The organism is Psychrobacter immobilis (assembly GCF_904846225.1).
In the GTDB taxonomy this organism is placed as follows: Bacteria; Pseudomonadota; Gammaproteobacteria; order Pseudomonadales; family Moraxellaceae; genus Psychrobacter; species Psychrobacter immobilis_F.
In genome coordinates this window covers 24436-39875 of record NZ_CAJGZJ010000005.1, presented here as the reverse complement: position 1 = coordinate 39875, position 15440 = coordinate 24436, and the positions used below count along the sequence as shown (strand labels likewise).

10 protein-coding genes are annotated in these 15440 nt (G+C 43.3%); 5 read left to right on the top strand and 5 right to left on the bottom strand.

The features are described from left to right. Window positions 1–170 precede the first annotated feature (170 nt). Window positions 171–659 (top strand): Lrp/AsnC family transcriptional regulator, encoded by a 489-nt coding sequence (locus tag JMX48_RS05370; RefSeq protein ID WP_201535234.1) that lies wholly within the window; start codon window positions 171–173, stop codon window positions 657–659. Between the two features lie 8 nt (window positions 660–667). Here JMX48_RS05370 and JMX48_RS05365 read toward each other — a convergent pair whose 3' ends face one another. The 5 genes from JMX48_RS05365 to JMX48_RS05345 all read right to left on the bottom strand — a co-directional run bounded on the left by JMX48_RS05365 (window position 668) and on the right by JMX48_RS05345 (window position 6952). Then, window positions 668–1918 (bottom strand): YbfB/YjiJ family MFS transporter, encoded by a 1251-nt coding sequence (locus JMX48_RS05365; RefSeq protein ID WP_201535232.1) that lies wholly within the window; start codon window positions 1916–1918, stop codon window positions 668–670. A gap of 93 nt (window positions 1919–2011) precedes the next feature. Beyond that, window positions 2012–3364 carry an ABC1 kinase family protein gene (locus JMX48_RS05360; RefSeq protein ID WP_201535230.1) on the bottom strand — a complete coding sequence of 451 codons (1353 nt, stop codon included), beginning with the start codon at window positions 3362–3364 and terminating at the stop codon, window positions 2012–2014. Between the two features lie 76 nt (window positions 3365–3440). Then, on the bottom strand, window positions 3441–4235 hold the full coding sequence (locus tag JMX48_RS05355; protein ID WP_201535228.1) for a HesA/MoeB/ThiF family protein: 795 nt from the start codon (window positions 4233–4235) through the stop codon (window positions 3441–3443). A 141-nt stretch (window positions 4236–4376) separates the two neighbouring features. Continuing rightward, on the bottom strand, window positions 4377–5237 hold the full coding sequence (gene prmC / locus JMX48_RS05350) for a peptide chain release factor N(5)-glutamine methyltransferase (protein ID WP_413786349.1): 861 nt from the start codon (window positions 5235–5237) through the stop codon (window positions 4377–4379). Between the two features lie 65 nt (window positions 5238–5302). Beyond that, on the bottom strand, window positions 5303–6952 hold the full coding sequence (locus JMX48_RS05345) for an AmpG family muropeptide MFS transporter (protein WP_201535222.1): 1650 nt from the start codon (window positions 6950–6952) through the stop codon (window positions 5303–5305). An 801-nt stretch (window positions 6953–7753) separates the two neighbouring features. Between JMX48_RS05345 and katG the strand changes: the two genes are divergently transcribed. The 4 genes from katG (at window position 7754) to JMX48_RS05325 (ending at window position 15408) form a co-directional block, all read left to right on the top strand. Continuing rightward, the gene (gene katG, locus JMX48_RS05340; RefSeq protein ID WP_201535543.1) at window positions 7754–9943 is read left to right on the top strand and encodes a catalase/peroxidase HPI; all 2190 of its coding nucleotides are present in this window, start codon (window positions 7754–7756) and stop codon (window positions 9941–9943) included. A gap of 441 nt (window positions 9944–10384) precedes the next feature. Beyond that, window positions 10385–11314, top strand: a complete 930-nt coding sequence (locus tag JMX48_RS05335) for a LysR substrate-binding domain-containing protein (RefSeq protein WP_201535219.1) — start codon at window positions 10385–10387, stop codon at window positions 11312–11314. Window positions 11315–11512: 198 nt separating this feature from the next. Continuing rightward, window positions 11513–14143, top strand: a complete 2631-nt coding sequence (locus tag JMX48_RS05330; protein WP_201535216.1) for a membrane-bound PQQ-dependent dehydrogenase, glucose/quinate/shikimate family — start codon at window positions 11513–11515, stop codon at window positions 14141–14143. Between the two features lie 260 nt (window positions 14144–14403). Further along, complete coding sequence (locus JMX48_RS05325; RefSeq protein ID WP_201535213.1) at window positions 14404–15408, top strand: LLM class flavin-dependent oxidoreductase; 1005 nt, start codon at window positions 14404–14406, stop codon at window positions 15406–15408. The last annotated feature ends 32 nt before the right edge of the window (window positions 15409–15440 follow it).

Here is a 15440-nt window from a genome sequence, read left to right as displayed (position 1 = left end):
GACGATTAGATCTTTATTTATAATACGAGATAATACTTATCTATGCCATTATAATATCAAAATTAATAGAACAGAAATCAGCTTTTTTTTATTAAATTTAACGCTATTTTAGTGAAAAATCCTGTATTAACGACTATAATTAGATAAATCCACTAATAAGAAAATAATTTATGTCAAACGACCATTTTGATAATGCACATTTAAGCGATATAGATGAGACGGATAGACAATTACTACGGTTATTACAGACGCAGGCACGTATGAGTATTACCGAGCTTGCCGAACGTATCAATCTGTCAGCCACCCCTTGCGCGCGCCGTATTAAACGTTTAGAAGATGCAGGGATTATTACCGGCTACCATACCAAAACCGATGCACAGAAACTGGGCTACCCATTAGCGGTATTTATCGCTATTAGTATGGATCGTCATACTGCCGAGCGTTTTGAAGAATTTGAAACGAAGATTCAAAGCTTTGATGAAGTGATTAGCTGTAGTATTGTGACTGGTCGTTCTGAGGACTATCTGATCAAAGTGCGGGTACGCGATATGGCGCATTACGAAGAGTTTTTATTACATAGACTGAATCGTATTGATGGTGTGGCTCAAGTCCATACCAGTTTTGAATTGCGAGAAGTGTTTAGCCGTAGTGTGGTTTAAAAAGTGTACTAAACAACCATCGATGACTGCCGACGAAACAATAACAGCAACATCAATCCAGCAATCAGCCCGCTCGCAGCAACCAGTAGCCCTGCATTAAAATTGCCGTCCTGCCCTGCTAATGCGACCGTTACCAATGGGCCTAAAAACTGCCCTAGCGCATAGGCTAACGTTGCCAGTCCTATCAGCAAATTTGAGTAAATGGGATTGATATTTTTAATCAAATTCAACGTCATTGACACCATACCAACGAAAGTCAGCCCTAAAATGACTGCATTACCATAAAGACCAACAGCACCATCGAACCATATGGGCAAGCACATCCCAAACGCTTGCAACACCGTTAAACCTATTAAAGTTTTTATTTCGCCAATTCGTTTAGCAAGTGCGCCCCATAAAGGATTAGAGAGCGTCGCAAAAACCCCAACAACCAGCCAAATTATTAGCCCAGCATAAGTCTGTGTCGTTAACCGCTGGGCTGCCATGACTGGCAAAAAAGTCGCCGACGTAATATAACCAAAACCTGCCAGCACATAGCTTGCCAGCAATAAAGCGATGGATTTTTGATGACCAGTAATGGCGTCGTACACAGATTTTTTAAAGCTCAAATACGTCTGATACATCGATAGACGCGGACTGGGATGATTCGAATCCGAAAGGTCGGGGTTTGTTGGTTTTATCGCATAAAGCAACCATAAAAGCGGGAGACTACTCAGTCCTGCCACTAGCCAAATAATATCAAAATGATAGCCCAATAATAATAGCCACCAAGTCAGTATGGCAGAAGCACTAATCCCAACACCAATCCCTGCGTAGTGTACTGCTGAGAGCACAGATCGGCGTGCAGGACTCAAACATTGAATAACAAAGGATGAGCTTAAAATCATAGCCACCCCACTGGCAATACCTGCCAACAGCCGAATGACATACCACACATTTAGCGACATATTAGGCACAACCAGCAGCATGGTTGTGACGATACTCACAATGGTCCAAAGCATCATCGCTTGCCATGTCGAACGCTGAGGGACAAACATCGCAATAAGTGCACCGATGAAATAACCGATGTAATTGATAGAAGCTAGCCAGCCTGCAATGGTCGTCGTTAGTGACAATTGCTCCATAATATCAGGCAAGGTGGCAGTAAATAAAAAGCGCCCATATCCCATGACCACTGCCATGCAATAAAGACCAATACAGGCAATGGCTGTTTCATTGGTAATAGTAGGAAACGTACGGCTTTTGAAAGTAGTCATCATGACAGAGCCATTTTGTGGCAATTAGCACACAATCCTTTGTGTTAGAACAGTCAAAAGCAGTAGTGAGTAGATGATTTAAAGTATTATTAGAAATCAAAAAACGTCTAACGTTGATGCTGTGTTCAACTCAGTTTCTGTTTGTCCGAGCATTTGTACTCGCTGATCGCTGAACATATCCATATCAGGCGCAAGCGTACGCATAAACCGATCAAAATATAACATCTGCTTGGTCAATAAGGCAAAGTCACGTGGAAAGTGGATACCATGACGCTTACCAACATCAACAATCTCAAGCATCATTTTATTCAGCTCATCGGCTTGCTCTTTGCTATTAAAAGGCACACCGCTCGTAAACGCTTTGTCTTCTGCCATGATATTCTTCATCATACGCTGTAAATCATTTCCCAATGCTGCCACATCAACCTGATTGCCACCATGAGTCATTTCCATATCAATCATATGACGTGCCATCGCTTGATAATCATTGTCCTGCATGGCTTGCATCATACCCATACATGCGCGCCAACTTTCCGCTTTTAACTTACCGACAATACCAAAGTCTAAAAAGCCAATACGACCATCCGTCAGCAGCATTAAATTACCAGCATGCAAATCAGCATGGAAACTATTGCACAGCATGAGGCTGGCAAACCACGTATTGAGAGTATCTGCCATGACTTGCGCAGGATCAGCACAGTATTGACGCATCAACGACTCATCGACCATAGAGACACCATATAAACGACTCATGGTCAGCACACGCTTAGTCGTTAGCGCCTCATACACTTCTGGTGCAACCACACGCGTATTACCTGATACCGCTAAAAACTGCTGAAAATCGCGAATGTTTTGTGCCTCAGCGATAAAATCTGTCTCAGCAAGCATACGCAGACGAATCTCATCAATAATCGGCGCGATACTGGCAAATTTCATCGATGGCATTAGCAGTTCAAGCAATTTGGTGACGCCGTGCAATACGCCTAAATCCGTCTGCATAATGGTCTCGACGCCAGGTTTTTGCACCTTTAACACGACCTCATCACCATTATGTAAACGCGCCGCATGAACTTGAGCGATAGAAGCTGATGCTAACGGTTTTGAGTCGATGTGTGCAAACATCTCAGCAAGCGTCAGACCATCAATTGCCAATTCTTCTGTTAATACTTGTTCGATATACGCATAAGATAGAGGCGTCGTTTGATCCAAACAGCTCTGAAATGCGGTGACATAATCACGTGGAAATAAAGAAGGCGTGCTGGCAATGAACTGGCCGATTTTGATATAAGTCGTGCCCAACTGCTCAAAAGTCTCCTTTAGCAGTATAGCGTCAGGTTTTTCACCTTTTACGACTCTTAGTGCCGAAAGACCAGCAATACTAGCTGTTTGGCGAACACGATTGACAACATTAAAAGTGTGCTTTAATAAATGCGGACGATGAATTTTCATAAAAAACAACTATGCTAATAAAAAGAGGATGTGAGAATAGCTAAGAATGCGTTAAACAGTCAGCGGTCAATAATGATTAATGATCGCTACAGACGGGACACTGCGGATCTTTACGATAACCCATCAGCCGTTGCTGCATCTGCTTACCATCCCATAATAGCAGCTTGTTTGTCAGTGGATTTTTGGTTAATCCTAAGTATTGTAAGGCCGCATTGGCTTGTAAGTTACCCATAATGGCAGTGGTACTGGCGAGCACGCCTGAACTGGCACAAGTACGCTCATCAGCCTCGGCATCAAGTACCACCGAACCAAACACGCAGTGATAGCAACCTGTATCCAAATGCGGTTCAAACAACGCCAGCTGCCCTTGCATCGCAATCGCTGACGCCGATAATAACGGAACCTGATAACGGACACTGATGCGATTGATAATATCACGCGTGGCAAAATTATCGGTGCAATCTAGCAGTAAATCAGGCTTACCTGTCGCCATACCGAGCAACTCATAAGCGTTGTCTTCGCTCAATCGTGCCACTGTACCACTCGCCGTTATCAAAGGATTAATGCGTGTTAGCATTTGGGCAGCCGTTAGCGCCTTAGATTTACCGATATCATCCGGTAAAAATAACGTCTGACGTTGTAAATTACTGGCTTCAATCACATCATCGTCAATCAGATGAACTTGTCCCAGTCCCGCACGTACCAAGGTCTCAGCAGCTGGACAACCCAGTCCGCCTGCGCCAATGATTACTACGCGTGCAGACTTTAATCGTAACTGAGCATCAATATCCCAGCCATCGAGCAATATTTGCCGCGCATAACGCAGCAGCTCTTCATCTAATAACTGCTCGACATTTAATGAATGCGACATATTTATTGAAAACCTATTATTAAAAAATCGAATGACTATAGTCGGTGCAAGATACTTAGATACAAGGAATACGGGTAAAAGTACTATAAATATAGTATTGAGCGGGCTTGATACTGCCAATCATATTTTTTGAGAGTGCTACTAAATGCAGCCATGCGTCACGCGATCATTGCCACCATAGTCTTGTACCGTGGCTACGGACTCAAAACCACTATCCAAAAATAACTGACGGACAGCAGCGCCTTGATCAAATCCATGTTCAATCGCTAGCAATCCTTTTGCATGTAAATACAGCGATGCCTGCTGAATGATATATTCGATATCAGCCAAACCCTGCTTGGGCGCACTCAACGCGCTAATAGGTTCGGCTTTTAGCTGTGATAAATGCTCATCTGCCTCATCGATATAAGGAGGATTGGAGACGATGATATCAAATGAATTTTTCTCATGAGTAGAAAGCTCGTTATACCAGCTGCTTTGCATAAATTCAATATTGGTCACATCATTTATAACGGCATTCTGCCGCGCCACGTTGAGCGCCTCTAGTGATAGATCGACGGCAACCACTTGCCAGTTATTATGCTTTAATTCATGCGCTAGACTAATCGCGATGCAGCCTGAACCAGTACCGAGATCCAGCAAGCGTTTGCTCTTTTTGTCCGTAGGATGCGTTTTTATCCAATCTAACACTTGCTCGACCAAAATCTCAGTGTCTGGTCTAGGAATCAAAGTGTGCTCATTGACTTTAAAATCAAGCGACCAAAATCCCTGATGACCCGTCAAATAGGCCAAAGGAATGCCTGATTGCATTTTAACCACGCCCGCATTGAATTGCTTAAGCTCACTGTCAGTTAGCCGATAGTCGTCGTCAGCAATTAAACTCATAACGGGCTTATCAATGACATATAACAGCCAATCAGTTAGCCAAAACGAGGGAATCTGATTACTCGTATCACCATTCGTCAGTTGCTGGATTTGCTGCTTTATTTGACGAATGGTCATTGCTGTCATAGTTAGCTCTTAAAGATACTTTGTGTGATAGATAAGGTAATAATATAATATTTACGCTACTCTGATGCGCGTGGTGGCTCTTTGGTATCAGTCAGGTTCGGATTGGCCTTGGTTAATTTATCACCAATGTCGTTGCCGTCATTATTATCACCGTAGATATCATCGTTATCACCGATGACAATATGCTTATCAACGAAATAAATCAGCGCTAGAATGGGAATCCCAATAGCAAAAGTGAAGATAAAGAAGAACGGATAACCCATATTGTCAACGATAGTTCCTGAATAACCGCCCAACACTTTAGGCAATAGAGTCATTAAAGAGGAAAAAATAGCATATTGTACTGCAGTAAATCTGATGGATGTTAGCGCAGATAAAAAGGCAATAAACACTGCACTTGCCAAGCCAGCAGCAAGGTTATCAAAAATCACTGCCAAATACATATAAGGCAAACTGCCTTGATGGTAAGTCAGTAACACAAACAGTAAATTGGTTACTGCAGCCAATATCGCTCCCACCATCATGGCTTGCATCATGCGCAGCTTTTGTGCCATTAATCCGCCCAAAAACCCACCAGCAATCACCATAATGACGCCGACCAACTTAACAGCATTGGCAATATCTGTCTTAGTAAAGCCCATATCTAAATAAAAGACGTTAGAAATCACGCCAGCAACAATATCAGAGATTCGGTAAAGACCAATTAGTGCCAACAGCAATAAAGCTTTTTTGCCATAACGACGGAAAAAATCTGCAATAGGCTCGATCCAAGTAGCCATAGCCACTTGTTTTTGAACCAAACCGACTTTCACTAAAAAATAGCCAATAATCAAAGCAGTGACCAAACTGAGTGCCAAATGTACAATTTCAATTAAAAAGCCGAATACGGCGCTTTCAGTTTCTGGTAATAACTGTCCAATATTAGCAAACACTAGTACAAAGCCGACCACTGATAAAGCAAATACTAATACCAAACGAGTGTAATCTGATGTTTTACGTGGTACACGCACCTGCTCACTGATCGGTTCGTGAATCACTAAAGTAGTCACTACACCAATTCCAATTACGCCTGCCATAATCCAATACGTATTACGCCACGCCTCATAGCTATAGAGCGCCTCGGTAGAGCCAAAGTAATCTGCCAAATATAACGCGCCTGCACCCGCAACAATCATGCCTAGACGATAACCAGCGGTATACATCGCCGACAGCACTGACTGTAAACTGGGCGGCGCAAGCTCAATACGGTACGCATCAATGACAATGTCTTGGGTCGCAGATGAGAAGCCTAGCAACACTGCCCCGATTGCCATATAAAACAAGCTACTGTCATCAATTGGATTGACGCTGGCCATTAGACAAATCGCAAAGATAATCATCAATTGCGAGACCAATATCCAACTTCTCCGACGACCGAGCAATTTAGTTAATATTGGTAACGGTACTGCATCGACCAAAGGCGCCCAAATAAATTTAAAGGAATATCCCAAGGCTGCCCAACTGAACATGGTTACCACACCGCGGTCAATACCTGCCTCACGCAGCCACAATGATAAGCTCGAAAAAATAAGAAGGATTGGAATGCCAGCGACGAAACCCAAAAACAACATAATAATCGCACGCCGATCCAGATAGGCTTTCGCCGCCTCTCCCCACGACTTTTTGGGAATTGGTTGATTGGGTGGCACAGATTTGACAGCAGACATAATAACTCACCAACAATTAAAACAAAGAACACAACTGCGCACAATTTTTATCAATCATTATAATCAGTTAACAAGAATAAGGATCGATAAAAATTGCTCAGCGTTGCACTAATATTATCATTACCATAAAATCCAGTTATGGTACTTGAGAACCTCTACCTTGACTAGATATTTTTGCATTAACTTATTGCTTGTAGTGTACTCAAATGGCTTGTATTTCATAGTGGTAGCACAGCGTCTTACAGTCTTTCATTAATGTAAAGTTAACTCAGCCTTTTCTATCTTTAAAAATATCTGATAATGTATTCACTTATCTATAGCGTTTCTTTTATCTATAATATGTTAGTAAATATAAAATCAGCGTGGGTATCGTTACTGACAACAAGTAATTGCATTGACAACCCATTGTATGAGATAAGTATTTGAGATATTTTATGATTGATTATTTAAAACATATAATCCTTATATATTAGTTTTATAAATAACCCGTATTTAGTTATGATTTGAATATAAGCAGATACATAAGCAAAATCTACTACGACATTTACTTAAGTCAAATCTGCCACGATTAGCTACTTATTCTTTCTCTCACTACCGCCTAGGAGTTATCCAATGTCCAACTCGACCCCCACATCAGCTGACAAAAACGCGGCGCTAGACGCTGGACGTTGCCCTGTTGATCATGAAGGTAATAACAATAATGACGCAGCCACTAACACAACTTATGACCAAGGGGATGATAAAGGCCCGACGATTCATAGTGAAAATGTCGATCAAACGCACGCGCCGCAGCGCCCTAGTATGGGCGGCTGCCCTGTCATGCATCAAGCACATACTACCACCGCATCTGCAGCAACCGATTGGTGGCCTAATAGCTTGAACTTAGATATCTTGCATCAGCAAGACAAAAAGACTAACCCGATGGGTGCTGATTTTGATTATGCTGAAGCCTTTAAGCAGCTAGATCTAGAAGCGGTCAAAACCGATTTAAAAAGCCTAATGACTGAGTCACAAGAATGGTGGCCCGCAGATTGGGGTCATTATGGTGGTCTGATGATTCGTATGGCTTGGCACTCAGCTGGGACATATCGCGGTGCTGATGGTCGCGGCGGCTCTAACACAGGTAACCAACGCTTTGCACCATTGAACAGCTGGCCTGACAACGTCAATTTAGACAAAGCACGTCGCCTATTATGGCCTATTAAGAAAAAATATGGCAATAAGCTGTCTTGGGCTGACTTGATGATTCTGGCAGGCAATATGGCTTACGAGTCGATGGGCTTTAAAACCTTGGGTTTCGCTGGTGGTCGCGCTGATATCTGGCATCCAGAAAAAGATATTTACTGGGGTTCTGAGCGTGAATGGCTTGCTGCAACGAAAAACCGTTATGACAGTGATGAAGATCGCACCTCTCTCGAAAATCCATTAGCAGCGGTACAAATGGGCTTGATTTATGTCAATCCTGAAGGTGTCGATGGCAACCCTGATCCACTCAAAACGGCACAAGATATGCGTACTACCTTTGCCCGTATGTCGATGAATGACGAAGAAACCGTCGCATTGACCGCTGGCGGACATACGGTTGGTAAATGTCATGGTAATGGCGATGCCACAATATTAGAAGATGAGCCAGAAGCTGCCAATGTGGCTGAGCAAGGCCTAGGCTGGCGCAATCCTAACGGTAGTGGTAATGCAGGCGATACTGTTTCAAGTGGTATTGAAGGCGCTTGGACCACCAACCCCACTCAATGGGATTACGGCTACTTTGAGCTACTATTAGGCCAAAACTGGGCCTTAGCCAAAAGTCCAGCTGGTGCATGGCAGTGGGAACCAACGGACATCAAAGAAGAAGATCGTCCATTAGATGCACATGATCCAAGTGTACGCCGCAATCCAATCATGACTGATGCGGATATGGCATTGGTTAAAGATCCTATCTATCGTGAGATTTCAGAGAAATTTCATCAGAATCCAGCCTACTTCGATGAAGTGTTTGCTAAGGCTTGGTTTAAGCTGACTCACCGTGATTTGGGCCCGAAATCTCGCTACTTGGGAGCAGACGTGCCAGCGGAAGACTTTGTATGGCAAGATCCTACCCCGAGAGGGAATGCTGATTTGAGTGCTGATGATATTGCGAATTTAAAATCACAAATATTGGACAGCGATCTAAGCCATCGTGAGCTGATTATCACTGCATGGGATAGCGCCCGTACTTTCCGTGCTTCAGACTATCGCGGCGGTGCTAACGGTGCGCGTATTCGTCTGGCTCCGCAAAATGATTGGATCGGCAACGAGCCTGAGCAACTACAACGTGTGCTTGAAACATTGACGCGCATTCAAACGGAATTTGACAAAGACATCAGTTTGGCTGACCTCATCGTTTTAGCAGGTAATGCGGCGATTGAGCAGGCAGCAACTAAAGCTGGCGTAGACATTACTGTGCCCTTTAAAGCAGGTCGCGGTGATGCCACTGAGGCAATGACCGATGCAGAATCTTTTGCAGATTTAGAGCCTTTACATGACGGTTATCGCAACTGGGTCAAAGAAAACTATGCCGTCTCTCCTGAAGAGATGCTGCTTGACCGTACTCAACTGATGGGATTGACCGCGCCTGAGATGGTGGTCCTGATTGGTGGTATGCGTGTTTTAGATACCAATTATGGTCAAAGCCAACAAGGTGTCTTTACCGAACGTGCAGGCGTGCTGACCAATGACTTTTTTGTCAATATAACGGACATGAATCATACTTGGCATCCCATCACAACGGGCGACAGTACAAGTAATACGGCCAATAACTATGAAGTACGTGAACGCGGTACCGGAAAGACCAAATGGCAAGCAAGCCGTGTGGACTTAGTATTTGGTTCCAACTCGATACTCCGTGCTTATGCTGAGCTATATGCGCAGGATGACAATCTAGAAAAGTTTGTTTATGATTTTGTCCGAGCTTGGAGCAAAGTGATGAATGCGGATCGTTTTGATATTGCTTAGGGCTTGTTGACTATTCAAAAATAAGCAATGCCAGTTAAGTTCATTTATACAAACAGCTATCTTTTAGAAGGTAGCTGTTTTTTTGTTTGATCATGCAGACTTATTCCAAAAAACCATTACTTCAAAAAACCATTACTTATAGTCAAAGTACCCTAAAAACGCGACAGTAATGCTGATATTAATTTTTTGCAGCCTCTGTCTGCGTAGGCACAGCAAGCAAGAAAAATTGATGTCAGCAGCGCGTGATGTATTGATATTACTTTTCACTCTCTCTATATTTCAAATAATAAGCTCTATATTCCTAAATATTATAAATTGATAGCTATTTATTATATACAAGAATAATAACTATGTTTTACACTGGTGCTTTATGGCATATTTTCACGTTTTCATTTTATGTATACAGACAGGGTTTGTATATTTACCCAATAGGATTAAGTTATGGCAATCGACGTAGTAGTCAATCAGCGGCATTTACAAATTCAGCTTAAACAGCTGGAGACAGTTTGGCATACGGTGATTAATGGCTATAACTTAAGCCAAGCGGCAACGGTATTGCATACCAGTCAATCAAGTTTATCAAAGCATATTGCCGCACTTGAAAATCAGCTTAAGACTGAAGTATTTGTACGCCAAGGCAAACGGCTGACGGGCCTTACGACCATGGGCACAGCGCTCATGCCACACATCGAAACTATATTTGCTGAAATTCGTACCATTGAAAATCTTAGCCTTGATTATAACAATCCGAATATCGGCACATTGACCATTGCCACCACTCACACACAGGCGCGTTATGTATTGCCACAAGTGGTTAAAGAATTTAAAGAGCGCTTTCCCAAGGTTAATTTGATTCTACAACAGGCAGATCCTGAAACTATCGCGCAGATGGTGATACGCGGGCAAGCCGATATTGGCATTGCAACCGAGTCTTTACTTCATAATAATTATCTCAGATGTTATCGATATTATGACTGGACGCATCGCGTTATCGTGCCAAGCGATCATGAACTTGCCAATCAAGAGTCTATTGACTTGCCGACCCTTGCCAGCTATCCCATCGTAACCTATCACGGTGGCTTTACGGGACGCGGCGCGATTGATAAAACCTTTGAAGATGCCGGATTAGAGCCTGATATTGTATTAGCAGCGCTTGATGCTGATGTGATTAGCACCTATGTCGGTCTTGGTTTAGGCATTGGTATTATCGCTGAAATGGCATTTGAGCCAAGCCATTATCAGAACTTAACCGCTATTCCAGTGGATCATTTTGGACGTTTTACCAGTTGGATGGCGGTACGTGACGATGCCGAAATTCGTCAGTATGGACGCGCCTTTATGGAGCTGTGTCAAAAGCAGTTTGACCGCTAAAAAATTGCTAAATAGCTAACCTTAACTTACACCACCTTTACGGAGCTTAGGTATAAGTGATAAAATAAAGTCCTAAACGTTATTCAACGTTTGATTTATTTGTTAATTATATATGTATGTAATGATGGACGCCTAGTTTTTACTGGGCGTCCATCATTGCATGCCAATCTGCTTTTATGTAAACAGGTGGTTCCGCTCATGGAAAAATTCATAGCTATTATTATGGCGGTTTTTGCCGCACCTTTGCTCATTGGAGGTGCCTATTTACTCTCGTTAGGCGGTAGCGCTTACTACGTCGTTGCTGGCATTGCGATGCTTGTCACAGCATTCTTGCTATTTAAAAGACACTGGAGCGCATATGGGCTCTACGCTATTTTTATCGTTGTGACGCTGGCTTGGGCACTTTGGGAATCTGGCTTTTATTGGTGGGCACTGGCAACTCGCTTGGGCTTTCCGCTGATATTTGGTTTATTAATGTTATTGCCATGGGTATCTAATAAGATGCAGGGTAATAAAACTCGAGTATCAACGAGCTCTGATAAAAATTCGGTTGCTAACGGTACACCGAGCTTACATTCCGAAAACCTCATTATAACGCCAATCAAAGAAGCCAAAAATAACTCAAAAAACCCTATTTACTATTGGGGATTGCTGGCTAGCGTGGTTGTGGGCGCACTGATCTCTTTTGGTAGCATGGCTAATAATGCCACCGATAAGTTAGGTGAACTCAATTTAACTGCCAAAGATGGTGCTGATCAAAATGCAACACCTACGAATCTTGGCGATCCGTTATCAAATGGCGAGCAAACGCCAGAGGGTGAATGGAGCGCGTATGGTGGTACTGACTATGGGCAACGCTACTCGCCTCTAACTCAAATCACCACTGATAATGTCAAAGACTTAGAGCTTGCTTGGCAAATCCAAACAGGTGATATCAAAGGCCCTAATGATGTCGGCGAGACCACTTATGAGGCAACGCCATTAAAGATCGGCAACGCTCTGTATATGTGTACGCCTCATAACTGGGTGTTGGCGTTAGATGCTGACTCTGGTGAGACTTTATGGAAGTTTGATCCTAAAGTAGGAGAAAACCTACAACGTCAGCATCAAAGCTGTCGAGGTGTGTCTTATTATGCCGGTCAAGCGGGTACAAATAGTACTCCTCTGGTTGCTAATAATGACACAAACAGCAATAGTGCCATCAATGGCGCAACTACCACTACTGTAGCTGCGACTAACACAACGGTTAAGACCAGCAATACACCGGTTCAAAAAGTGGCTGGTAATACCTTTGAAAACGCATCTAAACAATGCGATGCTAAGATATTCATTCCAACTTCTGATGCCAAACTATACGCACTTGATCCAAACACTGGGCAACGTTGTCAAGATTTTGGTGAAGATGGTGCCTTAGATTTAATGCACAATATGCCATTTAAACAGGCGGGTTATTATTATTCGACGTCGCCTCCGATAGTGGTAGGCAATACGATTGTTGTGGCAGGCGCAGTCAATGACAACTACGACGTTGATTCACCTTCTGGTGTTATTCGCGCGTATGATGTCAATACTGGCGAGCTACTATGGAACTGGGATTCAGGCGATCCTGACAACACAGCACCTTTCGATGTCAATGATCCAACTCAGATGTACAAAACCAGTTCACCAAATTCATGGTCAACAGCCAGTGCGGATGAAAAACTTGGTTTGGTCTATTTCCCTATGGGCAATCGTGTACCGGATCAATTAGGTAGCTATCGAACTGCCGATGAAGAAAAATATGCGACGTCTGTTGTCGCTCTAGACATTAAAACAGGTAAAGCGCGCTGGGTTCAACAATTTGTTCACCATGATCTTTGGGATATGGACACGCCTGCTCAGCCAAGTTTACTTGACTTAAAAACCAAAGAAGGGGTTCAACCTGCGCTGGTTGTTCCAACCAAACAAGGCGATGTGTATGTATTGAATCGCGCAACAGGCGAGCCAATCGTACCGATCAAAGAACGTGATGCGCCGCAAGGTTACTTGGTTGCAGGTGAACATGCTGCTCCAACGCAACCTTACTCTGGTTTGAGCTTTGAGCCGCCGATGTTGAAAGAAAAAGATATGTGGGGCGCTAGCCTTATTGATCAGATGATGTGCCGTATTGAGTTTAATCAACTCAACTATGATGGTCGTTATACGCCACCATCAACGAATGGCAGTTTGATCTATCCTGGTAATTTCGGTACCTTTAACTGGGGCGGCCTCGCCGTTGATCCTGAAAATGGCGTAATGTTCGGCATGCCAACTTATTTGGCATTTACCTCAAAACTCATTCCTAGAGACAATCTTGGTGAGGGAGAAACCAATACAGGCGAGCAAGGCGTTAATGAAAATAAAGGCGCAGATTACGCAGTAGAGCTGGGACCATTCCTATCTCCTCTAGGCGTTCCTTGTCAGCAGCCACCATGGGGCACAGTAGCGGGTGCAGATCTAGCAACCGGTGAGATTGCCTATCAACGTAGAAACGGCACCGTACAAGATTTGTCTCCTATTCCATTGAAGTTTGAGCTGGGTGTTCCTGGTATTGGCGGACCCATCATCACTAAGGGCGGCGTGGCATTTTTGTCAGCGGCTACTGAAAACAACTTCCGCGCCTATGATTTAAAAAATGGCGATGTGTTATGGAATGTTCGTATTCCAGCAGGTGGCCAAGCGACGCCTATGACTTACCTGAATTCTAAAGGTGAGCAGATGGTGGTGTTGGTAGCTGGTGGACATGGTTCAGTAGGTACGAAAATCGGTGATTATGTTGTGGCTTATAAACTTGGCGACAAAGCTAAGTAAGCTCATAATTAATTATCCTATTCTTTTACTTTATGAATAGACACTCTAAAAAGCAGGTGACTTAGGTCATCTGCTTTTTTTTGGCATCACGATATTCATAATACGACACGCATACACAAGCATTAGTAATCGCCAAAAGTGTTTAGGAATAAAAGTGCCTTTGTTTGTTATGATTTATGAACACTTACTAGATTTACTTGAAATCGGTAGCGACAATGAGCATATCAATAGAAAATAATGAATACTTTATTGGATAATTTATGAGTAACACAATCCCCTTATCTTTTTTAGATCTAGCACCCGTTCCTGAAGGTAAAACCATTGCTGAAGGTATTGCCCAAACTGTGCAGACCGCCCAGCAAGCAGAAAAATTTGGCTTAAACCGATTTTGGATGGCAGAGCATCACAATATGCCAGGTATCGCCAGTGCTGCGACTGCCGTACTACTATCGCATATTGGTAGTCAAACCAAACGCATACGTATCGGTGCAGGTGGCGTTATGCTTCCTAACCATGCGCCGCTCGTTATCGCTGAGCAATTTGGAACATTACAGGCATTATATGGCGATCGTATTGACTTGGGTTTGGGCCGCGCCCCCGGTACAGATGGTGCAACGTTTCAAGCGCTACGTCGACAGATGAGTGATGCTGAGCGCTTTCCACAAGATGTACAAGAATTGATGTACTTTTTAGGCAATGATACAGATAACAGTCCTGTACAGGCATTTCCTGGTGCAAAGTCAAACATTCCTATTTGGATATTAGGCTCTTCTCTTTTTGGGGCGACCTTGGCTGCACACTTTGGCTTACCCTATGTGTTTGCCTCTCACTTTGCGCCGCAAATGCTCAGTCAAGCGATCACGGCATATCGCGAACAATTCAAACCATCGGCATATTTAGACAAGCCTTATGTGATGTTAGCCGCAAACTTGTTACTTGCTGATGACGATGCCACCGCCCATTATCATTTTACTTCAGCGCAGCAAAGCTTCGTACGTTTGCGCCGAGGTGAAACTGGTCAAATGCCAAAGCCTACGCACGATATGGATAGCATTTGGAGTCAAGCAGAAAAAATGATGGTGGATAATGCGTTGTCAGTATCTTTTATCGGCTCTGTTGAAACGGTCAAACCGAAACTTGCTGCGTTTTTAGCGACACACCAACCAGATGAGCTGATCGTTACCGCTAATATCCATGATCAGGCAGCGCGGTTACGTTCACTTGAACTTACATCTCAGCTAAACTTGTTCACTTTACAATCATAAACAGCACTTGCATAATTATTGATAAACTATAG